This window comes from Polaromonas sp. CT11-55 (assembly GCF_047303325.1).
Taxonomy (GTDB): domain Bacteria; phylum Pseudomonadota; class Gammaproteobacteria; order Burkholderiales; family Burkholderiaceae_C; genus Polaromonas.
Map to the genome: position 1 here is coordinate 313,219 of NZ_JBKBEX010000003.1, position 19,997 is coordinate 333,215.

The 19,997-nt window shown below is 65.1% G+C and carries 19 protein-coding genes; 11 read left to right on the forward strand and 8 right to left on the reverse strand.

Going from position 1 to position 19,997, the window contains the following annotated elements:
• Nucleotides 1–2: 2 nt before the first annotated feature.
• From ACEN8I_RS05035 to queA, 3 genes are read right to left on the reverse strand one after another with little or no spacing between them, the layout of a single operon-like run.
• A complete protein-coding gene (locus tag ACEN8I_RS05035; protein WP_413326940.1) occupies nucleotides 3–1,247 on the reverse strand; it encodes a glycosyltransferase family 9 protein in 1,245 nt (414 codons plus the stop codon).
• Nucleotides 1,247–2,410, reverse strand: coding sequence for a tRNA guanosine(34) transglycosylase Tgt (gene tgt / locus ACEN8I_RS05040; RefSeq protein ID WP_413326942.1), 1,164 nt, complete (start codon nucleotides 2,408–2,410; stop codon nucleotides 1,247–1,249). Before tgt ends, ACEN8I_RS05035 begins: the two co-directional genes overlap by 1 nt.
• A gap of 54 nt (nucleotides 2,411–2,464) precedes the next feature.
• Nucleotides 2,465–3,514: a tRNA preQ1(34) S-adenosylmethionine ribosyltransferase-isomerase QueA gene (gene queA / locus ACEN8I_RS05045; RefSeq protein WP_413326944.1), complete on the reverse strand. Its 1,050-nt coding sequence runs from the start codon at nucleotides 3,512–3,514 to the stop codon at nucleotides 2,465–2,467.
• 29 nt (nucleotides 3,515–3,543) lie between these two features.
• On the opposite strand from queA, the gene recG reads away from it, so the two are divergent.
• The 5 genes from recG (at nucleotide 3,544) to ubiA (ending at nucleotide 8,865) form a co-directional block, all read left to right on the forward strand.
• Nucleotides 3,544–5,694: an ATP-dependent DNA helicase RecG gene (recG, locus tag ACEN8I_RS05050; RefSeq protein ID WP_413326946.1), complete on the forward strand. Its 2,151-nt coding sequence runs from the start codon at nucleotides 3,544–3,546 to the stop codon at nucleotides 5,692–5,694.
• A gap of 70 nt (nucleotides 5,695–5,764) precedes the next feature.
• Nucleotides 5,765–6,346, forward strand: a complete 582-nt coding sequence (locus tag ACEN8I_RS05055; RefSeq protein WP_413326948.1) for a hypothetical protein — start codon at nucleotides 5,765–5,767, stop codon at nucleotides 6,344–6,346.
• A gap of 26 nt (nucleotides 6,347–6,372) precedes the next feature.
• The gene (locus tag ACEN8I_RS05060; RefSeq protein ID WP_413326950.1) at nucleotides 6,373–7,371 is read left to right on the forward strand and encodes a LysR substrate-binding domain-containing protein; all 999 of its coding nucleotides are present in this window, start codon (nucleotides 6,373–6,375) and stop codon (nucleotides 7,369–7,371) included.
• A gap of 92 nt (nucleotides 7,372–7,463) precedes the next feature.
• The gene (locus ACEN8I_RS05065; RefSeq protein WP_413326952.1) at nucleotides 7,464–7,988 is read left to right on the forward strand and encodes a Dps family protein; all 525 of its coding nucleotides are present in this window, start codon (nucleotides 7,464–7,466) and stop codon (nucleotides 7,986–7,988) included.
• Nucleotides 7,989–8,001: 13 nt separating this feature from the next.
• On the forward strand, nucleotides 8,002–8,865 hold the full coding sequence (gene ubiA / locus ACEN8I_RS05070; protein ID WP_413326954.1) for a 4-hydroxybenzoate octaprenyltransferase: 864 nt from the start codon (nucleotides 8,002–8,004) through the stop codon (nucleotides 8,863–8,865).
• A 72-nt stretch (nucleotides 8,866–8,937) separates the two neighbouring features.
• Here ubiA and ACEN8I_RS05075 read toward each other — a convergent pair whose 3' ends face one another.
• From ACEN8I_RS05075 to ACEN8I_RS05095, 5 genes are all read right to left on the reverse strand, one after another.
• Complete coding sequence (locus ACEN8I_RS05075) at nucleotides 8,938–9,162, reverse strand: hypothetical protein (protein ID WP_413326956.1); 225 nt, start codon at nucleotides 9,160–9,162, stop codon at nucleotides 8,938–8,940.
• A 143-nt stretch (nucleotides 9,163–9,305) separates the two neighbouring features.
• Nucleotides 9,306–10,142 (reverse strand): pyrroline-5-carboxylate reductase, encoded by an 837-nt coding sequence (proC, locus tag ACEN8I_RS05080; RefSeq protein ID WP_413326958.1) that lies wholly within the window; start codon nucleotides 10,140–10,142, stop codon nucleotides 9,306–9,308.
• Nucleotides 10,143–10,148: 6 nt separating this feature from the next.
• Nucleotides 10,149–11,327: an esterase-like activity of phytase family protein gene (locus ACEN8I_RS05085; RefSeq protein WP_413326960.1), complete on the reverse strand. Its 1,179-nt coding sequence runs from the start codon at nucleotides 11,325–11,327 to the stop codon at nucleotides 10,149–10,151.
• Nucleotides 11,328–11,382: 55 nt separating this feature from the next.
• Nucleotides 11,383–12,876, reverse strand: coding sequence for a glycerol kinase GlpK (gene glpK / locus ACEN8I_RS05090; protein WP_413326962.1), 1,494 nt, complete (start codon nucleotides 12,874–12,876; stop codon nucleotides 11,383–11,385).
• Between the two features lie 36 nt (nucleotides 12,877–12,912).
• Entirely contained in the window at nucleotides 12,913–13,680 is a 768-nt protein-coding gene (locus ACEN8I_RS05095) for a DeoR/GlpR family DNA-binding transcription regulator (protein ID WP_413326965.1), read from the reverse strand.
• 298 nt (nucleotides 13,681–13,978) lie between these two features.
• Here ACEN8I_RS05095 and ACEN8I_RS05100 point away from each other — a divergent pair, with 298 nt between their 5' ends.
• From ACEN8I_RS05100 to ACEN8I_RS05125, 6 genes are all read left to right on the forward strand, one after another.
• A complete protein-coding gene (locus tag ACEN8I_RS05100; RefSeq protein WP_413326967.1) occupies nucleotides 13,979–15,064 on the forward strand; it encodes an ABC transporter ATP-binding protein in 1,086 nt (361 codons plus the stop codon).
• Nucleotides 15,051–16,130, forward strand: coding sequence for an ABC transporter ATP-binding protein (locus ACEN8I_RS05105; RefSeq protein ID WP_413326969.1), 1,080 nt, complete (start codon nucleotides 15,051–15,053; stop codon nucleotides 16,128–16,130). The genes ACEN8I_RS05100 and ACEN8I_RS05105 overlap by 14 nt, the downstream gene beginning before the upstream one ends.
• Nucleotides 16,127–17,017 (forward strand): carbohydrate ABC transporter permease, encoded by an 891-nt coding sequence (locus ACEN8I_RS05110; protein WP_413326971.1) that lies wholly within the window; start codon nucleotides 16,127–16,129, stop codon nucleotides 17,015–17,017. Before ACEN8I_RS05105 ends, ACEN8I_RS05110 begins: the two co-directional genes overlap by 4 nt.
• Nucleotides 17,014–17,826: a carbohydrate ABC transporter permease gene (locus tag ACEN8I_RS05115; protein ID WP_413326973.1), complete on the forward strand. Its 813-nt coding sequence runs from the start codon at nucleotides 17,014–17,016 to the stop codon at nucleotides 17,824–17,826. The genes ACEN8I_RS05110 and ACEN8I_RS05115 overlap by 4 nt, the downstream gene beginning before the upstream one ends.
• Nucleotides 17,827–17,839: 13 nt before the next feature.
• Nucleotides 17,840–18,148, forward strand: a complete 309-nt coding sequence (locus ACEN8I_RS05120) for a DUF2160 domain-containing protein (RefSeq protein ID WP_413326975.1) — start codon at nucleotides 17,840–17,842, stop codon at nucleotides 18,146–18,148.
• A 104-nt stretch (nucleotides 18,149–18,252) separates the two neighbouring features.
• Entirely contained in the window at nucleotides 18,253–19,983 is a 1,731-nt protein-coding gene (locus tag ACEN8I_RS05125) for an ABC transporter substrate-binding protein (RefSeq protein ID WP_413326977.1), read from the forward strand.
• Nucleotides 19,984–19,997 lie beyond the last annotated feature (14 nt).

The window sequence follows — 19,997 nt, forward strand, 5'->3', positions numbered from 1 at the left end:
GTTCAGGGCGCCGCCAGGCACTCGCGTGCCTTGGCCAATACGGTGTCCGGTGCGATGACTTTCAGGCACTGGTTGTCGCCGTCGCAGTAAGACGAGCGGTGGTTGTAGGCAGTCAGGCAGGGTGAGCAGGGCCACTGACTGTAAAAGGAATGGCACCGCGGCGTCAGCGGCGCATACAAGCCAGGCGTCTCGGGGCCGAACAGCATCAGCGTCCAGATCGGCGTGAGCGCCGCGAACTGGCCCGGTCCGCCGTCGTTGGTGACCAGCAGGCGCGCCACATGGAACAGCGCCAGCAGCTCGGAAATCGAGCGTGTGTAGCCGGTCAGGTCGATCACCGAACTGGTCGGGCTGGCCGGGAAGCCGGCCTGCACGTCGGCCACCAGCTGCCGCGCCAGCGCCTGGTCGTCCTTCAGGCCGATCACGGCGACGGCGCAGCCGTCGGCCACCAGGCCCCGGCACAGCGCGGTATAGGAATCCAGCGGCCAGGCGCGTATCGGCAGGATGCCGCCACCCGGGTAGACCAGCACCAGCGGCTTGCCGGCGATCGCGGGAAAGTCCTGTGCCAAGCGGGCCTGGATGCCCGGCACCAGCGCCGGGTCCAGCCTCACGTGCGGCGGCGGTTTGCCGCTTGCCGCCGTCAGGTTGGCCGGCAGTTTGGATTTGGGTACGGCAGTGGAATCAATCGCGCGCGCCAGCGTCAGGAACTGCGCGCTGATGTGGTGGTAGGGGTTGTAGGGCACGGGCCGGTTGATGTGCGAACCGCGGTACAGGCCTTCCTGCGTGTGGCGGTGAAAGCCCACGCGGATGCGCGCGCCGCTGGCATACGACAACAGGCTGCTGATACGCGAGAACAGCTCGCAGTCAATCGCCACGTCGACGTTCGCGCGGCGCAGCTCGCCTATCGCCTTCCACAGGCTGGACAAGAGGCCACCCAGCGACTTGTCGTTCACCGTGTGCACATGGGCCGGGTCCACCACCTGCATGAGGTCCAGGATTTCTCGGTTCTTGCCGAACAGCAGGGCGTGCAGAGGTGCGTCAGGGTAACGTTGCTTCAGGCGCGCGAACATCTCGTGGGCCAGCACCAGGCTGCCCATTTCCGACAGCAAAATCACCACGATGGCGCGCGGCGCCGTCTCGGCATCCGGATCCTTGCGAAAGCATCGCGCCACGGCGTCCATCGCGGAGACGGCCGCGCACAGCGGAATGCCGGCCCAGCGGTCTATCCAGCGTTGCAACTTGATATTCATTACACCCCCCGCTGCCTGTCGGCGCGGAATTGCGCGCTGAATTCGCCGAAACGGCCGGCATCCAGCGCGTCGCGCACTTCCTGCATGAGGTTCAGGTAGTAATGCAGGTTGTGGATGCTGGACAGCATGGGGCCCAGCATTTCGCCGCAGCGGTCCAGGTGGTGCATATAGGCGCGCGAAAAATTCTTGCAGGTGTAGCAGCTGCAGGTCGCATCCACCGGCTGGTCTTCGGTTTTGTAGCGCGCGTTGCGAATCTTCAAATCACCGAAGCGGGTGAACATATGGCCGTTGCGGGCATTGCGCGTCGGCATCACGCAGTCGAACATATCGACGCCGGCGGCTACCCCCTCGACCAGGTCCTCGGGCGTGCCCACGCCCATGAGGTAACGCGGCTTGTTGGCGGGCAGACGGTGCGGCGTGTGCGCCATGATGCGCTGCATCTCTTCCTTGGGCTCGCCCACGCTGACGCCGCCTACGGCGTAACCCGGCAGGTCCAGTTCGACCAGCGCGTCCAGCGATTCCTGGCGCAGGTTTTCAAACATGCCGCCCTGCACAATGCCGAAGAGCGCGTTGGGGTTCTCCAGCTTGTTGAACTCGGCGATGCAGCGCCCGGCCCAGCGCAGGCTCAGTTCCATGGAGTGGCGCGCTTCGCTTTCGGTGGTGATGTGGCCCTTGGTGTCGTAAGGCGTGCATTCGTCGAATTGCATCACGATGTCGCTGTTGAGCACCGTCTGGATCTGCATGGAGATTTCGGGCGTCAGGAACAGCTTGTCGCCGTTGACAGGTGAGGCGAACTTCACGCCCTCTTCGGAAATCTTGCGCATCTCGCCCAGCGACCAGACCTGGAAGCCGCCACTGTCGGTCAGGATGGGCTTGTTCCAGCTCTCGAACTTGTGCAGGCCGCCGAACTGCTGCATCACGTCCAGGCCGGGCCGCATCCAGAGGTGGAAGGTGTTGCCCAGGATGATTTGCGCGCCCATGTCGTGCAACGACTGCGGCATCACGCCCTTGACCGTGCCGTAGGTGCCGACCGGCATGAAGATAGGGGTTTGCACCACGCCGTGGTTGAGTGTCAGTTTGCCGCGCCGGGCGTAGCTGCCGAGGTAGGCGCCGGCCTTGTCGTCCGGGCTGGTGTCGGTCTTCAGAACTTCAAATTCGAGCATCTTGGGATTGTCGCAGGTGTAAGCCGGCGCCTTAAGGCCCCGTCGGGGGAAGGTTCAGGGGGTTTTACGCGCCAGCAGCATGGCGTCGCCATAGCTGAAAAAGCGGTAGCGCTGCTCGATCGCATGCCGGTACAGCGCCATGATGTGCTCGTAGCCCGAAAACGCGCTGACCAGCATCATCAAGGTACTTTTGGGCAGGTGGAAGTTGGTCAGCAACAGGTCCACCACGGCGAACTCAAAGCCCGGCGTGATGAAGATGTTGGTGTCGTTGCACTCGGGGCCGAACTTGGCGTGCGACTCCAGCGCGCGGACCGTGGTGGTGCCCACCGCCACCACGTGGCCGCCGCGCGCCTTGCAGGCAGCAATGGCTTCCCGGGTGGCCGGGGGCACCTCAAAGCGCTCAAAGTGCATGGTGTGCTCGGCGATGTTCTCGGCCTTGACCGGCTGGAAGGTGCCCGCGCCCACGTGCAGGGTCACGCTGGCGCGCCGGATGCCGCGCGCCTCCAGTTCGACCAGCACGGCCTCGTCAAAATGCAGCGCGGCCGTGGGCGCCGCCACGGCGCCGGGGTTTTTGGCAAATACGGTCTGGTAGCGCTGCTCATCCTCGGCGGAATCGGTATGCGTGATGTAAGGCGGCAGCGGCACATGGCCGTGCTGCGCCATCAGCGCGTAGGGGTCGCTGCTCAGGCGGAAGCGGTACAGCGGCCCGCTTTCTTCGGGCCAGCGGCCCAGCAAGGTGGCGGTAAAGCCGCCGTCCATCTGCAGCACCGCGCCCGGCAGCGGTTTTTTGCTGACCTTCATGTGGGCGGCGACTTCGTGGCCCTGGTCCGCATGGGGCGACAGCACCCGCTCTATCAGCAGCTCCAGCTTGCCGCCGCTGGCTTTCTGGCCGAAGAGGCGGGCCTTGACCACCTTGGTGTCGTTAAAGACCAGCAGGTCGCCGGGCTGCAGCAGGCCGGGGAGTTCGGTGAAACGCCGGTCCACCGGCGGGCTGCCCTGCCCGTCAAGCAGGCGCGAGGCGCTGCGCTGGGCGGCGGGGTGCTGGGCTATGAGTTCTTCGGGCAGCGTGAAATCAAAATCGCTGAGGCTGAAATGGGGCTTCATCTTCATGTTCATGAAGGCACAATTGTCCCATGCCGCCACCTGGAGCCTCCGCCCGCAAAACCGCCCCGCCCGAGGCTTTGGCCAGGGAGCCGGCCGCGCCCCAGGCCAAGCCCGAAAAAGCCCCGGCCAAGTCGCCGGCGCAAAAAGCCCTCGAAAAGCTGGGCCTGCGCCGCGACATCGATCTGGCCCTGCACCTGCCCCTGCGCTACGAGGACGAAACCCGCATCGTGCGCCTGGCCGACACGCGCGACGGCGACATGGCGCAGATCGAGGGCGTGGTGACGCACAGCGACATCGCTTTCCGCCCGCGCCGCCAGCTGCGTGTCGTTGTGGACGACGGCAGTGGCACCTGCACGCTGCGCTTCCTCAATTTTTACCCCGCGCATCAGAAGACGCTGAGCGTGGGAGCGCGCGTGCGTGTGCGCGGTGAGGTGCGCGGCGGTTTTGTGGGCCGCGAGATGATCCACCCGAGTTTCAGGCTGGCCGAGGGCGAGCTGCCGGGCGCGCTGACGCCGGTCTATCCCACGGTGGCCGGCCTGCCGCAGAACTATTTGCGCAAGGCGGTGCTCAGCGGGCTGTTCCGCGCCGACCTGCGCGAGACGCTTCCCCAGGAAGTGCTGGGTAAGGGCCTGCCGCAAGCCCTGTGGAGCCTGCGCGAGGCGCTGCAGTTCCTGCACCACCCGACGCCCGACGTGTCGCTGGCCACGCTGGAAGACCGCAGCCACCCGGCCTGGCAGCGCCTGAAAGCCGAGGAACTGCTGGCCCAGCAGCTGTCGCAGCTGCAGGCCAGGCGCATACGCGCGGCCATGCGCGCGCCGGCGCTCACGGGCCCGGCCATGCGCGGCCCGCAATGCACGCTGGAAGAACAATTGCTGGAGCGCCTGCCCTTCCGGCTCACCGCGGCCCAGCGGCGTGTTTGCGGCGAAATCGAGGCGGACCTGAAGAAAAACATCCCCATGCACCGCCTGCTGCAGGGCGACGTGGGCGCCGGCAAGACTGTGGTGGCGGCACTGGCTGCGGCACGCTGCATGGATGCGGGCTGGCAGTGCGCGCTGATGGCACCCACCGAAATCCTGGCCGAGCAGCACTTCCGCAAGCTCATAGGCTGGCTGGAGCCCCTGGGCATCAAGACGGCCTGGCTGACCGGCAGCCAGAAGGCCAAGGAGCGGCGCGAGATGCTGGCCATGATTGAAAGCGGCGACGCCGGCCTGGTGGTGGGCACGCATGCGGTGATCCAGGACAAGGTGAAGTTCAAGAACCTGGCCCTGGCCATCATCGACGAGCAGCATCGCTTCGGCGTGGCACAGCGCCTGGCCCTGCGCAGCAAGATGACCGAAGGCGGGGAGGAACCCCATTTGCTCATGATGACCGCCACGCCGATCCCGCGCACCCTGGCCATGAGCTACTACGCCGACCTCGACGTCTCCACCATCGACGAGCTGCCGCCCGGCCGCACACCCATCGTGACCAAGGTGGTTAGCGACGCGCGGCGCGATGAGGTGATCACGCGCATACGCGGCCAGCTTGCCGAGGGAAGGCAGATTTACTGGGTCTGTCCGCTGATCGAGGAAAGCGAGTCCATAGACCTCGTCAACGCGACCCAGACCCATGAAGCCCTGAGCGCGGCCCTGCCCGGCGTGATGGTCGGTTTGCTGCATTCGCGCATGCCGCTGGCTGAAAAAAAGGCCGTCATGACGCTGTTCACCGGCGGGCAGATGGGCGTGCTGGTCAGCACCACGGTGATTGAAGTCGGCGTGGATGTGCCCAATGCCTCGCTGATGGTGATCGAACACGCCGAGCGCTTCGGCCTGAGCCAGCTGCACCAGCTGCGCGGCCGGGTCGGGCGCGGGGCGGCGGCTTCGGCCTGCGTACTGCTGTATTCCACCGGCGATGCGCCCCGGCTAGGCGAGATGGCGCGCGAGCGCCTCAAGGCCATGGCGCAGACCAACGACGGCTTCGAGATTGCCCGGCGCGACCTGGAAATCCGCGGGCCGGGCGAATTCCTGGGCGCGCGGCAGTCGGGCGCGCCCTTGCTGCGCTTTGCCGATCTGGCCACCGACACGGAATTGCTGGCCTGGGCGCGCGGCCTGGCACCCGCAATGCTGGACCAGCACCGGCAACTGGCGAATTTGCACATAGCCCGCTGGTTGGGTGGAAAATCGGAGTACCTGAAGGCCTGAGGGATAGGCCTGGGGGTAAATAAAGCCATGAATTCGACAACATGTCCTTCAGGACGAAAGAGGAGAAAAGATGAACTGGATGAGCAAATGCGTTGCCCTGGTAGTGGCCGTGACCCTGGCCGGCTGTGCCGGGACCAAATTCGTGCGTCCGACAGAGAGCGAACTCACGCTGGGCAAGACCACCGAGCAGGAAGCCATGGCGCGCCTGGGCAAACCCTTCCAGGAGGCGTCAGGCCTGTCCAACGGCAAGCAGACCCGCACGCTGAGCTACGCCTACGCTTCCATGGGGGCCCAGGCCAAGACAGCGGGCGTGACGCCGGTTCATGCCCTGACCCTGGTGTTCAGCGAGGGCAAGCTGGTCTCCAAGTCCTATCTCTCCAACCTGAAGGAAGACGCCACCGATTTTGACGACCGCAAGGTGCCCTTGATCGAGGTCGGCAAGACCAGTGTGGCCCAGGTCAATGCCCTGTTCGGGCCGGCGCCGGGCGAGGCGATTTTCCCCGCGATCAAGCAACCGACGGGCCGTGCCGCGATTTACACCTACCAGGAGATGAGGGGCTTCACGCCCAGCCATAAAACCCTGACCGTGGTGTTTGACCCCCAAGGTATCGTGGCCGACGTGGACTACAAGAACCAGGGCAAGTGGAAATAGGCAAAAGCCTAGAATCGCGAAACGCCATGACGCTGACCGAACTCAAATACATCGTCGCCGTTGCCCGGGAAAAGCATTTCGGCAAGGGCGCCGATGCCTGCCATGTTTCACAGCCCACGCTCAGTGTGGCCATCAAGAAGCTGGAAGAGGAGTTGCAGGTCAAGCTGTTTGAGCGCAATGCCAATGAAATCACGGTCACCCCGCTGGGCGAGGAGATCGTGCGCCAGGCGCAGAGCGTGCTCGAGCAGGCCGACAACATCCGTGAAATCGCCAAGCGCGGCAAGGACCCGCTGGCCGGCCCGCTGCGCCTTGGCGTCATTTACACCATCGGCCCTTACCTGCTGCCCGACCTGGTGCGCCAGGCCATCGCGATGACGCCGCAGATGCCGCTGATGCTGCAGGAGAACTTCACCGTCAAGCTGCTCGAGGAGCTGCGCACCGGCGAGATCGACTGCGCCATCCTGGCCGAGCCCTTCCCCGACGCCAACCTGGCGATCGCGCCGCTCTATGACGAGCCCTTCATGGCGGCCGTGCCCAGCGCGCATGCGCTGGCCGCGCGCAAGGGCGTGACGGCCGAGGAGCTCAAGAAGGAAACCATGCTGCTGCTGGGTACGGGCCACTGCTTTCGCGACCATGTGCTCGAGGTCTGCCCCGAGTTCGCGCGCTTTTCCAGCAGCACCGAGGGCATACGCAAAAGCTTCGAGGGCTCCTCGCTGGAGACCATCAAACACATGGTAGCCGCCGGCATGGGCATCACGTTGGTGCCGCGCCTGGGTGTGCCCAAGGAGGCCCTGCTGGAACAGGCACCCGCCAAAAAGACCGCCAGAGGGAAAGCCGCCACAGCCCGCAACGGCGTTGCGGCCGAGCAGCCCTCTTTCATCAAATACCTGCCTTTTGATGGCGAAGTGCCGAGCCGGCGCGTGGTGCTGGCCTGGCGGCGCAGCTTCACGCGTTATGAAGCCATTGCCGCACTGCGCAATGCGATTTATGCCTGCGAGCTGCCCGGCGTCATCCGCCTGTCTTGAATCCCGCCTATGACGCGCATTGACGGCGGCTGTTGCGGCCGTCGTCGCGATTTCGTTAAAGTTGCCCCCTGAATTTTAAAAAAGGAAACACCATGGCCAAGTCTTCCGCCAAACCAGCGAGCAAACCCGCCGGGAAAGCCGCCCCCTCCATCAACATCGGCATCAGTGAAAAAGACCGCGCGGCCATCGCCAAGGGCCTGAGCCGCCTGCTCGCCGACACTTACACGCTCTACCTCACCACCCACAACTTCCACTGGAACGTGACGGGGCCTATGTTCAACACGCTGCACCTGATGTTCATGACGCAGTACACCGAACTCTGGGCCGCGGTCGACCCCGTCGCCGAACGCATCCGCTCGCTGGGCCATCCCGCGCCGGGCTCTTACGCGCAGTTCAGCAAGCTGGCTTCGATTCCCGATGTGCCGGTGGTGCCGCCCAAGGCTCTCGAGATGGTGCGCATCCTGGTGCAGGGCCATGAGGCCGTGGCGCGCACCGCGCGCGAGTTGTTCCCGCTGGCTGACAAGGCCGGTGACGAGCCGACGGCCGATTTGCTGACGCAGCGCCTGACGGTGCACGAGCAGACCGCGTGGATGCTGCGTTCTCTCCTAGAAGAGTGAAGTGCCTGCCGGCTTGTTAAAGCAAAAGCTTCATCTTTACCTGCAACTGATCCGTTGGAACCGCCCGGCGGGTTGGCTGCTGCTGCTGTGGCCCACGCTGTCGGCGCTGTGGGTGGCTTCGCACGGTTTTCCGGGCTGGCACCTGGTGGCGGTGTTTACGCTGGGAACCATCCTGATGCGCAGCGCCGGCTGCTGCGTCAACGATGTGGCCGACCGGGACTTCGACCGCCACGTCAAACGCACGGCCCAGCGGCCCGTGACCAGCGGGGCGCTGTCGGTGCGCGAGGCGCTGGTGGTGGGCGCGGTGCTGGCGCTGCTGGCCTTTGGCCTGGTGCTGAGCACCAACACCGCCACCATCGCCTGGTCGTTTGCCGCGCTGGCGATCGCGCTGGCCTACCCTTTTGCCAAGCGTTATGTGTCCATGCCGCAGGCGGTGCTGGGCGTGGCCTTCAGCTTCGGCATTCCCATGGCCTTTGCCGCCGTGCAATCGCGTGTGCCGCTGCTGGCCTGGGTGTTGCTGCTGGGCAATCTGTTCTGGGTGGTGGCTTACGACACCGAATACGCCATGGTGGACCGCGACGACGACCTCAAGATAGGCATGAAGACCTCGGCCATCACGCTGGGCCGTTTTGACGTGATGGCGGTGATGTTGTGTTACGCCGCCTACCTGGCGGTCTGGGCCTGGGCCCTGCTTGATGCCGTCGGGCAGCTGCCCGTTTTCTGGGTTGCCATGGGCGCGGCTTTGCTGCAGGCCTTGTGGCATGGCTGGCTGATCCGCAAGCGTGGGCGCGAGGAGTGCTTCAAGGCTTTTCGGCTCAACCACTGGCTGGGTTTTGCGGTGTTTGCGGGCATCGTCCTGTCTTACCTGGGGCGCTGACCGCCCAAGACCCGGAAGGCGCCCATAAAAAAGCCCGCTTGAAGCGGGCTTTTTTGCGTCAGCGTGGGCTGATCAGACGGCGGCCTTCTTGGCCTTTGCCTTGCGCTTGGCTTTCTTGGCCTTTGCTTTTGCCTTGGTGGCGGGGGCTGCTTTTTGGGCAGGTGCTGCTGCAGGCGCGGCGGCGGGGGCTGCTGCAGGTGCGGCGGCAGGAGCCTGGGCCGATGCGGACGTGGAAATCACGGCCAGGGGCATGGCGAGGACGGCTGCGCTGATGAGGGTGGACAGGAATTTGTTCATGTGAAGCTCCGGATGTTGGAAAAAGTTGTAACGCGGATGCCGCCGGGGGTGTGCCACTGTGTGTGGACCAAGACAAGCTGCACGTACGCCTGTATTCAACGCCTGCCCCGGCCGGGTGGTTGACGCGCCCGGGGCTGGCGGGCTCAGGCGCCGCCGAATTCGTCGCCCAGTTCGGCAGCGCGCTGCCGGGCGGCATGAATGGCGCGCATGAACTGCATCTTGACGCGGTCCTGCTCCATCGATGTCAGCGCAGCGTAAGTCGTCCCGCCCTTGGAGGTGACCCGCGCGCGCAGCTCCTGCGGGGGCTCGTCCGAAGCCTGTGCCAGCGCCGAAGCGCCCACAAACGTGCCGATCGCGAGCTGGCGCGCCTGCGCGGGGGGCAATCCCATGTCGGTGCCCGCCTCAATCATGGCCTCGATGAAATAGAACACGTAGGCCGGGCCCGAGCCGGACAGCGCGGTGACCGCATCGAGTTGGGCCTCTTCGGCCAGCCACAGAAAGTCGCCCGTGGGCTTGAGTACTTTTTCAATCGCCTGCCGGTCGGCGCCGGTGACGGCTTCGCGGGCGAACAGGGCCGTCATGCCTTTGCCGACCAGCGCCGGCGTGTTGGGCATGGCGCGCACCACGCGCTCCGTGCCCAGCCAGTGCGCGATGCTGCCGGAGCGCACGCCGGCCGCCACGCTCAGGTGCAGCGCGGTTTTGGTATGAAAGCGCGTTTGCAGGGCCGCATCCTTGAAAACCTGCGGTTTGACGGCCCAGACCACCAGGCCGGCGGCGGCCAGCCAGGCGCCCGGGCCTTCGTGGACCTGCACGCCGAATTGCCGCGTGAGTTTGGCGCGCTGCTCGGCGAAAGGCTCGACCACCTGGATCTGGCCGGCCGGCAGCCCCTGCTTGAGCAGGCCGCCCAGGATGGCGCTGGCCATGTTGCCGCCGCCTATGAAGGCGATGTGTTCGTTGCTTGCGCGAGAAGTGGAAGTCATGTGTTGTCAGTCCAAAAATTCAAAGGCCAGCCACTGGGTGATCTGCCGGGGGCTGAAATTGTCGTCGCTGATGAACATCAGGCTGCGGCGCCCGTTGGGAAGCACCGGCCCCCAGCTCATGCCTTCGGTATTGTCCAGCTGTTTGAGCCGCGGGTCCGCGCCCGTGCCGGTAAAGGCCGAAAAATCCGCCAACAGGGTTTTGCCGGCCGCCTGGTAGGCGCCCGGCCGCAGGGCAGGAAGCTCCAGCGTGTCGGAGGCCTGGCTGGTGTCAATCAAATAGAGGCGCAGCGAATTGCCCGAGCCCGTCACATAGGCCCGCTCCAGCACCAACATGCGCTCGGCGTCCAGCATCAGGATTTCCGCCACACCGTTGTCGGCGAAGGCGGTGAGCGGCACGGGCGCGCGCGGGATGGCGTCGGGCACATAGGCGATCTGCCGCAGGGCCTTGCTGCTGGCGAGGTCTATCTGCGTGAAGCGGCAAGGCCCGCCCGGCGCCTGGATGGTGGGCATGGGGCCGTCCTGCAGCAAGGCGTTTTCCATGGCGATCCAGGCCGTGCGGCCGTCGGGCGCCAGCGCCAGGCCTTCCAGCGTCAGGTTGCCGCGCGGTCCCGCGCCGGCCTGGAAATTGAACATGGCAGGCAGGGCGAATTCGCGCACAAAGCCGCCATCGGGACGCGTTTCGCGCAGCCAGGGCGCGGTGCCGCTGGGCGCATGGCCTTCGCTGGTCCACAGCAGGGTGTGGCTGGCCGCGCGCCAGCGAATGGCTTCCGGGTCGGGCACCGGCCCGCCCCGCAGTGCCGAAGGATAGGGGCTGCCGTCGGCTTGGCGCAGCGTGGCCACGCCCAGCAGTTCGGGCGCGCCCAGCCTGTCCATGCCCAGCGCGATGCGCGCGGTGTAAAAGCGCGCCGGGTTGATGCTGGAGCCGTCGTCGCTGATCAGGTAATAAAGATCACCTGCGGGGTCGTAGTCCATGCCCGACAACCCGCCGACGGTGCTGCGCTGGAACTGCAGGCGGTGCGCAATGCGGGATTCGCCGATCAGGCGCAGGCGCGCGCGCGGCGGCTGGCCCGTCGCGGGCGGCGATGGCGGCGCCGCGCATCCGGCCAGACCCAGCACGGCGGCAGCGCCGGCGCCGAGGATGAGCCGGCGCTTCGAGAGGGAAGTGGAAGTGACGGGGGTGTGCATGCGGCCAGTCTAGCGGCCGCCCCTTCGGGAAATGTGACAGCGGCGCAGGAAGCGCTCACTGCAGCACGGTCTGCCGCACCGCCTGTTCCCAGCGCGCCATCAGCTCGGCCGCCCGGTCCGCGCCCAGGGTGGGCAAAAACTTGCGCTCGGCGCGCCACATGCCCGAGAGTTCTTCGGTGCTGCGGTAGACACCACTGGACAAGCCGGCCAGGTAGGCGGCACCCAGCGCGGTGGTTTCGATCACGGCCGGGCGAATCACCGGGATGCCCAGCAGGTCGGCCTGGAACTGCATCAGCAGGTCGTTGACGCAGGCGCCGCCGTCCACGCGCAGTTCGGCCACGGGCGCGGCGCCGGCGCCGACCGCGTCGCGGCTCATGGCCTGCAGCAGGGCCGCGCTCTGGTAAGCGATGCTTTCGAGCGCGGCGCGCGCGATGTGGGCGACGGTGGTGCCGCGCGTGAGTCCGGTGATCGTGCCGCGCGCCTCTGGTTTCCAGTAAGGCGCGCCCAGGCCGGTGAAGGCCGGCACCATCATCACGCCACCCGAGTCGGGCACGCTTTCGGCCAGCGCCTGCACTTCGGCGCTGCCTTTGATGGCGTGCAGGCCGTCGCGCAGCCACTGCACCACGGCGCCGCCCACAAAGACGCTGCCCTCGATGGCGAACTGGGTTTGTGGGGTCGCTTGTGCTGCACTGGTGGTCAGCAGCCCGTTGTGCGAGGTCTGGAACTGCCCGCCGGTGTGCATCAGCATGAAGCAGCCCGTGCCGTAGGTGTTTTTCGCCATGCCGGCCTTGAAGCAGGCCTGTCCGAAGAGGGCGCTTTGCTGGTCACCGGCGACGCCGCCGATGGCAACCGGATGGCCCAGCAGCTCGGGCCGGACTTCGCCGTAATGCGCGCTGGAGGGCAGCACCTGGGGCATCAGCGAGGCCGGGATGCCCAGCAAGTCCAGCAGTTCCGTGTCCCACTGGTTGTTGTGCACATTGAACAGCATGGTGCGCGAGGCGTTGCTGACATCGGTGGCGTGCAGCGCGCCGCCGGTGAGCTGCCACATCAGCCAGCTGTCTATGGTGCCGAAGGCCAGTTCGCCGCGCTCGGCCTGCGCGCGCGCGCCGGGCACGTTGTCGAGCAGCCACTTGAGCTTGGTGCCTGAAAAATAGGCATCAATCAGCAGGCCGGTTTTGGACTGGATCAGTTGCTCCTTGCCCTGTTCGCGCAATTCGGCGCAGGTGGCTTCGGCGCGCCTGTCCTGCCAGACGATGGCGTGGTGCACCGGCTGGCCGGTCTTGCGGTTCCAGAGGGCGGTGGTTTCGCGCTGGTTGGTGATGCCCAGCGCGCGTATGTCGCCGGCCTTGATGTTGGCCTTGGCCAGCACCTCGCGCGCCGTGGCCAGCTGGGTACGCCAGATTTCATTCAAGTCGTGCTCGACCCATCCGGGCCGGGGGTAAATCTGCGGCAGCTCCTGCTGCGCCAGGGCCACGATGTGGCCGTGTTCGTCAAACACGATGCTGCGGGAACTCGAGGTTCCCTGGTCAAGGGCGAGGAGGTAGGTCATGCGCTGGAGTGTATGAAAACCGCTGTTGCCCGGCGTTCAGGGATGCGCCACTTCGCAGCTGACGTCCGCTTCCTCCAGCAGGGCCGGAAAGGGATCGGGCGGCGGCATGTCGGTGAAGAGCCGGTCGATTTGTGAAAGCCTGGCCAGCTCGACCATGGCCGGGCGGTTGAATTTGCTGCTGTCGGCGGCCAGCCAGACCTCGCGGGCGTGCTCGATGATGGTCTGCGCGACCTTGACCTCGCGGTAGTCGAAGTCGCGCAGCGAGCCATCGGGCTCTATGCCGGAAATGCCGATGACGGCGATATCGACGCGGAACTGGCGTATGAAGTCCACCGCCGCCTCGCCCACGATGCCGCGGTCGCGCGCGCGCACCACGCCGCCGGCCACGATGACCTCGCAGTCGGTGTTGCCGCACAGGATGGCCGCCACATTGAGGTTGTTGGTGATGACGCGCAGCCCCTTGTGGTTCAGCAAGGCCTTGGCGACCGCCTCGGTGGTCGTGCCGATATTCAGGATCAGCGAGCAATCGTTCGGGATGCGCCTGGCAACGGCCTCGGCGATGCGCGCCTTGCCTTCGGCGTTGAGGCTTTCGCGCTGGCGGTGCGCGATGTTTTCAATGGTCGACGTGGGCACCCGCACGCCGCCGTGAAAGCGCGTCAGCAAGCCGGCTTCGGACAGGCGCTGCACGTCCCGCCTGACGGTCTGCAGGGTCACGTTGAGCTTGTCGGCAAGCTGTTCGACGGAGGCCGAGCCGTGGGCGCGGACCACGTCAAGAAGCTTGATTTGCCTGGGATTGGAGTTCACGCGGGTCCAAGTCTGGGGGAATCTGGGGGAAATCGGGAATTAAAAGGACCTAAGAATGACAGCTGTGTGGCCGTGGAGAAACTTTATATCGAAACAAAAGGAAACAGATAAGGGAAAACAATTAGATAAAACAATCAGAAAGGAAGAAAAATAGAAAAAAACCGAACTTACCAAGTTCCGTCTACAAATCCTCGGGAGACGCTTTCTTGTTGACTGTTTCAAATTTCTTGCCTGCCGCAGTCCCGGCCGGGGTGTTCGGCGGCCTGTTCCAGCCCCTGCGGGGCGGGGGAGCGGCGTGATGCAGCTGTCCCTGGACCAGATCAGCAAAAAAGTCGGCGCCGAGCAATGGCTGTACGACATGAGCCTGGCGCCGCGCAGCGGCGAAGTCACTGTGTTGCTGGGCGCCACGCAGGCCGGCAAAACCAGCCTGATGCGCATCATGGCCGGCCTGGACGTGCCCACGCACGGCAAGGTCCTGGTTAACGCCGCCGACGTGACCGGCATGCCGGTGCGCGAGCGCAACGTCGCCATGGTCTACCAGCAGTTCATCAACTACCCCTCGCTGCGCGTGGCCGACAACATCGCCTCGCCGCTCAAGTTGCGCGGCGAAAAAGACATAGAGCAGAAGGTGCGCGGCCTGGCCGAGCGTCTGCACATCGACATGTTCCTGGACCGTTACCCGGCCGAACTCTCGGGCGGGCAGCAGCAGCGCGTGGCCCTGGCGCGCGCGCTGGCCAAGGGCGCGCCGCTGATGCTGCTGGACGAGCCACTGGTCAACCTCGACTACAAGCTGCGCGAGGAATTGCGCGAGGAGCTGACCCAGCTGTTCGCCGCGGGCGATTCCACGGTCATTTATGCCACCACCGAGCCCGGCGAAGCCCTGCTGCTGGGCGGCTACACCGCCGTGATGGACGGCGGTGAGCTGTTGCAATACGGCCCGACGGCCGAGGTTTTCCACGCGCCGCAGTCGCTGCGCGTGGCGCGGGCCTTCAGCGACCCGCCCATGAACCTGATCGCGGCGCTGCCCGCTGCTCAGGGCCTGCAGCTGGCGGGCGGCCCGGCGCTGGCGCTGAAACTACCGGACGCGCCGGCACAGCGCCTCGTCTCTTTCACGGCAGGGGTTCGCGGCAGCGCCCTGCGTGTCACGGCGCGCGAGGGCGACGTGGCGCTGCCCGGCAAGGTCGAGCTGGCCGAGATCTCGGGCTCCGACACTTTTGTCCACGTGGTAACGGCGGTGGGCGAGCTGGTGGCGCAGCTCACGGGCGTGCACTATTTCGATCTGGGCGCGCCCGTCACCCTGTACCTGGACCCGGCGCAGGTTTATGTTTTCGACGCCGAAGGCGCGTTGCTCTTGGCTCCACGGAGGTCTCATGGCGCGCATTGACCTGGACCTGGCCCATGCCTACCGGCCCAACCCGCGCGAGGACAGCGACTACGCGTTGCTGCCGCTGACCATGAGCTTTCGCGACGGCGGCGCCTACGCGCTGCTGGGCCCCTCGGGCTGCGGCAAGACGACCATGCTCAACATCATGTCCGGCCTGCTGGTGCCCTCGCAGGGCAGCGTCAAGTTCGACGGCGTGGACGTGACGCGCGCGACGCCGCAGCAGCGCAACATCGCGCAGGTTTTCCAGTTCCCGGTGATCTACGACACCATGACGGTGGCCGAGAACCTGGCCTTTCCGCTGCGCAACCGCAAGGTGCCCGAGGCGCAGATCAAAAAACGCGTGGGCGAGATCGCCGAGATGCTGGATATGAGCGGCCAGCTCAACCAGCGCGCCGCCGGGCTGGCGGCGGACGCCAAGCAGAAGATCTCGCTGGGCCGCGGCCTGGTGCGGCCCGACGTGTCGGCCGTGCTGTTCGACGAGCCGCTCACCGTGATCGACCCACACCTCAAATGGCAGCTGCGGCGCAAGCTCAAGCAGATCCACCACGAGCTCAAGCTCACGCTGATCTACGTCACCCACGACCAGGTCGAGGCGCTGACCTTTGCCGAAGAGGTGGTGGTGATGACGCGCGGCCGCGCGGTGCAGACCGGCTCGGCCGACGCGCTGTTCGAGCGGCCCCGCCATACCTTTGTCGGCCACTTCATCGGCTCGCCGGGCATGAACTTCCTGCCGGCCACGGTGTCCGGCGGCGCGCTGCGCGTCGCCGACCGGCCGCTGGCGCTGCCGTCCGGGCGCGCCATGCCCGACGGCGAGCTCAAGCTGGGCGTGCGCCCCGAATATGTGGTGAAGACCGCGCCCGGCGACCCGGCGGCGCTGCCCTTTACCGTCACGCTGGTGCAGGACATAGGCACGCACTGGATGCTGACAGCGCGCATCGGCGAGCACACCCTGAAAGCCCGCCTGAACCCCGCCTCCCGCGCGCCGCAGGTGGGTGAAGAGGTCTGGCTGCAGGTCATGGGCACACACACCTGCCTGTACCTCAACGATGAACTGGTGGAAGCATGAGCACGACGACGAAGCCTGTTAACCAGAAGGCCTGGCTGCTGGTGCTGCCGGTCATCATCTGCGTGGCCTTTTCCGCCATCCTGCCGCTGATGACGGTGGTCAACTATTCGGTGCAGGACATCATCTCGCCCGAACGGCGCGTGTTCGTCGGCACCGAGTGGTTTGCCTCGGTCATGCGCGACGAGGATTTGCATGCGGCGCTGTGGCGCCAGCTGACTTTCTCGCTGGCGGTGCTGGCGGTCGAGATCCCGCTGGGCATCGCGCTGGCGCTGTCCATGCCGGCGCAGGGCTGGAAGGCCTCGCTGGTGCTGGTGCTGGTCGCGCTGTCGCTGCTGATCCCCTGGAACGTGGTCGGCACCATCTGGCAGATTTACGGCCGGGCCGACATAGGCCTCTTGGGCGCGATGCTGCAGAAGATGGGCTTTGACTACAGCTACACCGGCAATGCCACGCACGCCTGGATCACGGTGCTGATGATGGATGTCTGGCACTGGACGCCGCTGGTGGCCCTGCTGGGTTACGCCGGCCTGCGCTCGATTCCGGACGCCTACTACCAGGCCGCGCGCATTGACGGCGCGAGCAAGTTCGCGGTGTTCCGCTACATCCAGCTGCCGAAAATGCGCGGCGTGCTGATGATCGCCGTGCTGCTGCGCTTCATGGACAGCTTCATGATCTATACCGAGCCCTTTGTGCTCACGGGCGGCGGGCCGGGCAATGCCACGACCTTTCTGTCGCAATACCTCACGCAAAAAGCCGTCGGCCAGTTCGACCTGGGCCCGGCGGCGGCTTTCTCGCTGATTTACTTTTTGATCATCCTGTTGCTGTGCTTCATCCTCTACAACTGGATGCAGCGCGTGGGCACGCAGGAGAAGGAGGGCGTGGAATGAACACACCGAAATTCCAGGCGCGCACGCTGTTCCTCATCGCCTACATCCTGTTCGCCCTGCTGCCCATCTACTGGATGGTCAACATGAGCTTCAAGACCAACAGCGAGATTTTGTCGAGCTTTTCCTTCTTTCCCCAGCAATTCACCTGGGACAACTACAAGACCATCTTCACCGACCCGTCCTGGTATTCGGGCTACATCAACAGCCTGATCTACGTTGCCATCAACACGGTGATCTCCATCACCGTGGCCTTGCCGGCTGCCTATGCGTTCTCGCGCTACAGCTTCCTGGGTGACAAGCATGTGTTCTTCTGGCTGCTGACCAACCGCATGACCCCGCCCGCGGTGTTTTTGCTGCCCTTCTTCCAGCTCTACACCACGGTGGGGCTGATGGACACGCACATTGCCGTTGCCCTGGCTCACCTGCTGTTCAATGTGCCGCTGGCCGTGTGGATCCTGGAAGGTTTCATGAGCGGCATTCCGCGCGAGATCGACGAGACCGCCTACATCGACGGCTATTCCTTCCCGCGCTTTTTTGTACGCATCTTCCTGCCGCTGATCAAGGCCGGCGTGGGCGTGGCGGCGTTTTTCTGCTTCATGTTCAGCTGGGTGGAACTGCTGCTGGCGCGCACGCTGACCAGCGTCAACGCCAAGCCCATCGTCGCGACCATGACGCGCACGGTGTCGGCCTCGGGCATGGACTGGGCCACGCTGGCCGCGGCTGGCGTGCTGACCATAGTCCCGGGCGCCATCGTGATTTGGTTTGTACGCAATTACATCGCGAAGGGTTTCGCGATGGGCAGGGTCTAGAAGGAGATGACAGATGTTTGAGTGGATGGCCTGGACGACGCCGGTCGCGATTTTCTTTAGTTGCATCGTGCTGATGCTGGTGGGCATGACGGTGTGGGAGATCAAGTCGCCGACGACGATGCGGCGCGGCTTCCTGCCGCTGGAAACCACGCGCGGCGACCGGCTGTTCATAGGCCTGCTCAGCGCGGCCTATGTGAACCTGATTTTTGTCGGCATCAGCGGCAAGCTGGCCGGCTGGCTGGGGCTGGAGGGGGATCCCTCGATCTGGATCAGTTTTGTGCTGTCCATGGTGTTGCTCGCCGTGATCATGCGCAAGGGTTAGCAAGCGACAGGAAAGAGAAGTGCAGAGAAAAGGAACCCGGCTCATATTCCCCGGAGCCGAACAAGCCTTCAACCACGGGGAGTGAACCAATGAGGAGACAAGTCATGAAGATGCGTTATACGGCACTGGCAGTGGCCGCGGTGTGTGCCATGGCCAGCCCCGGCTGGGCCGGCGAGGCCGAGGCGAAGAAGTGGATCGACAGCGAATTCCAGCCTTCCACGCTGTCCAAGGACAAGCAGCAGGCGGAGATGAAGTGGTTCATCGACGCGGCCAAGAAGCTGCAGGCCAAGGGCGTGAAGGAAATCTCGGTGGTGTCCGAGACCATCACTACCCACGAGTACGAATCAAAGACGCTGGCCAAGGCCTTTGAGGAAATCACCGGCATCAAGGTCAAGCACGACATCATCCAGGAAGGCGACGTGGTTGAAAAACTGCAGACCTCCATGCAATCGGGCAAGTCGATTTACGACGGCTGGATTTCGGACTCCGACCTGATAGGCACCCACTACCGCTACGGCAAGATCCTGGCGCTGTCCGACTACATGGCCGGCGCGGGCAAGGAATACACCAACCCGGGCCTGGACCTCAAGGACTTCATAGGCACCAGCTTCACGACGGCGCCCGACGGCAAGCTCTACCAGCTGCCCGACCAGCAGTTCGCCAACCTTTACTGGTTCCGCGCCGACCTATTCGCGCGCAAGGACCTGCAGGACAAGTTCAAGGCCAAGTACGGCTACGACCTGGGCGTGCCGCTGAACTGGAGCGCCTATGAGGACATCGCCGAGTTCTTCACCAACGACGTGAAGACCATAGACGGCAAGCCCATCTACGGCCACATGGACTACGGCAAGAAGGACCCCTCGCTGGGCTGGCGCTTTACCGACGCCTGGCTGTCCATGGCCGGCACCGCCGACAAGGGCATTCCCAATGGCATGCCGGTGGACGAGTGGGGCATCCGCGTGGCGGCCGACAAATGCACGCCGGTGGGCGCTTCGGTGGCGCGCGGCGGCGCCACCAATTCGCCAGCGGCGGTCTACGCGTTGACCAAGTATGTGGACTGGATGAAGAAGTACGCGCCCAAGGAGGCCAGCGGCATGACCTTCGGTGAGGCCGGCCCGGTGCCGGCCCAGGGGCAGATCGCCCAGCAGATCTTCTGGTACACGGCCTTTACCGCCGACATGACCAAGAAGGGCCTGCCGGTCGTCAATGCCGACGGTACGCCGAAGTGGCGCATGGCGCCCGGCCCCAATGGCCCCTACTGGAAGCAGGGCATGCAAAACGGCTACCAGGACGTGGGCTCCTGGACCTTCTTCAAGGACCATGATGCCAACAAAGTCGCCGCCGCCTGGCTGTATGCGCAGTTCATCACCTCCAAGACGGTTTCGGCCAAGAAATCGGTGGTGGGCCTGACCTTCATCCGCGACAGCGACATCCACCACGAGTACTTCACCAAGAACGCCGCCAACTACGGCGGCTTGATCGAGTTCTACCGCAGCCCGGCCCGCGTGGCCTGGACGCCGACCGGCAACAACGTGCCCGACTACCCCAAGCTGGCGCAGCTCTGGTGGAAGAACGTGGCGCAGGCCGTGACGGGTGAAAAAACGCCGCAAGGCGCGATGGACAACCTGGCCGACGAGATGGACCAGGTGATGGGCCGCCTGGAGCGCGCTGGCATGGCCCACTGCGCGCCCAAGCTCAACCCCAAGAGCGACCCGGCCAAATGGCTGAGCGACAAGGGCGCGCCATGGGCCAAGCTGGCCAATGAAAAGCCCAAGGGCGAGACCATCAACTACGACAAGCTGCTGCAGGCCTGGAAAGACGGCAAGGTGCGTTAAGCCGCGGAGGGCCG

Excerpts from the sequence above, each read along its gene's own strand:
- ACEN8I_RS05060 (WP_413326950.1), top strand. The coding sequence starts at position 6,373 with ATGACGCTGACCGAACTCAAATACATCGTCGCCGTTGCCCGGGAAAAG.
- ACEN8I_RS05075 (WP_413326956.1), bottom strand. The coding sequence starts at position 9,162 with ATGAACAAATTCCTGTCCACCCTCATCAGCGCAGCCGTCCTCGCCATG.
- ACEN8I_RS05055 (WP_413326948.1), top strand. The coding sequence starts at position 5,765 with ATGAACTGGATGAGCAAATGCGTTGCCCTGGTAGTGGCCGTGACCCTG.
- queA (WP_413326944.1), bottom strand. The coding sequence starts at position 3,514 with ATGAAGCCCCATTTCAGCCTCAGCGATTTTGATTTCACGCTGCCCGAA.
- recG (WP_413326946.1), top strand. The coding sequence starts at position 3,544 with ATGCCGCCACCTGGAGCCTCCGCCCGCAAAACCGCCCCGCCCGAGGCT.
- ACEN8I_RS05125 (WP_413326977.1), top strand. The coding sequence starts at position 18,253 with ATGAAGATGCGTTATACGGCACTGGCAGTGGCCGCGGTGTGTGCCATG.
- tgt (WP_413326942.1), bottom strand. The coding sequence starts at position 2,410 with ATGCTCGAATTTGAAGTTCTGAAGACCGACACCAGCCCGGACGACAAG.
- ACEN8I_RS05100 (WP_413326967.1), top strand. The coding sequence starts at position 13,979 with ATGCAGCTGTCCCTGGACCAGATCAGCAAAAAAGTCGGCGCCGAGCAA.
- ACEN8I_RS05120 (WP_413326975.1), top strand. The coding sequence starts at position 17,840 with ATGTTTGAGTGGATGGCCTGGACGACGCCGGTCGCGATTTTCTTTAGT.
- ACEN8I_RS05105 (WP_413326969.1), top strand. The coding sequence starts at position 15,051 with ATGGCGCGCATTGACCTGGACCTGGCCCATGCCTACCGGCCCAACCCG.
- proC (WP_413326958.1), bottom strand. The coding sequence starts at position 10,142 with ATGACTTCCACTTCTCGCGCAAGCAACGAACACATCGCCTTCATAGGC.
- ACEN8I_RS05115 (WP_413326973.1), top strand. The coding sequence starts at position 17,014 with ATGAACACACCGAAATTCCAGGCGCGCACGCTGTTCCTCATCGCCTAC.
- ACEN8I_RS05035 (WP_413326940.1), bottom strand. The coding sequence starts at position 1,247 with ATGAATATCAAGTTGCAACGCTGGATAGACCGCTGGGCCGGCATTCCG.
- ACEN8I_RS05110 (WP_413326971.1), top strand. The coding sequence starts at position 16,127 with ATGAGCACGACGACGAAGCCTGTTAACCAGAAGGCCTGGCTGCTGGTG.
- glpK (WP_413326962.1), bottom strand. The coding sequence starts at position 12,876 with ATGACCTACCTCCTCGCCCTTGACCAGGGAACCTCGAGTTCCCGCAGC.
- ACEN8I_RS05065 (WP_413326952.1), top strand. The coding sequence starts at position 7,464 with ATGGCCAAGTCTTCCGCCAAACCAGCGAGCAAACCCGCCGGGAAAGCC.
- ACEN8I_RS05085 (WP_413326960.1), bottom strand. The coding sequence starts at position 11,327 with ATGCACACCCCCGTCACTTCCACTTCCCTCTCGAAGCGCCGGCTCATC.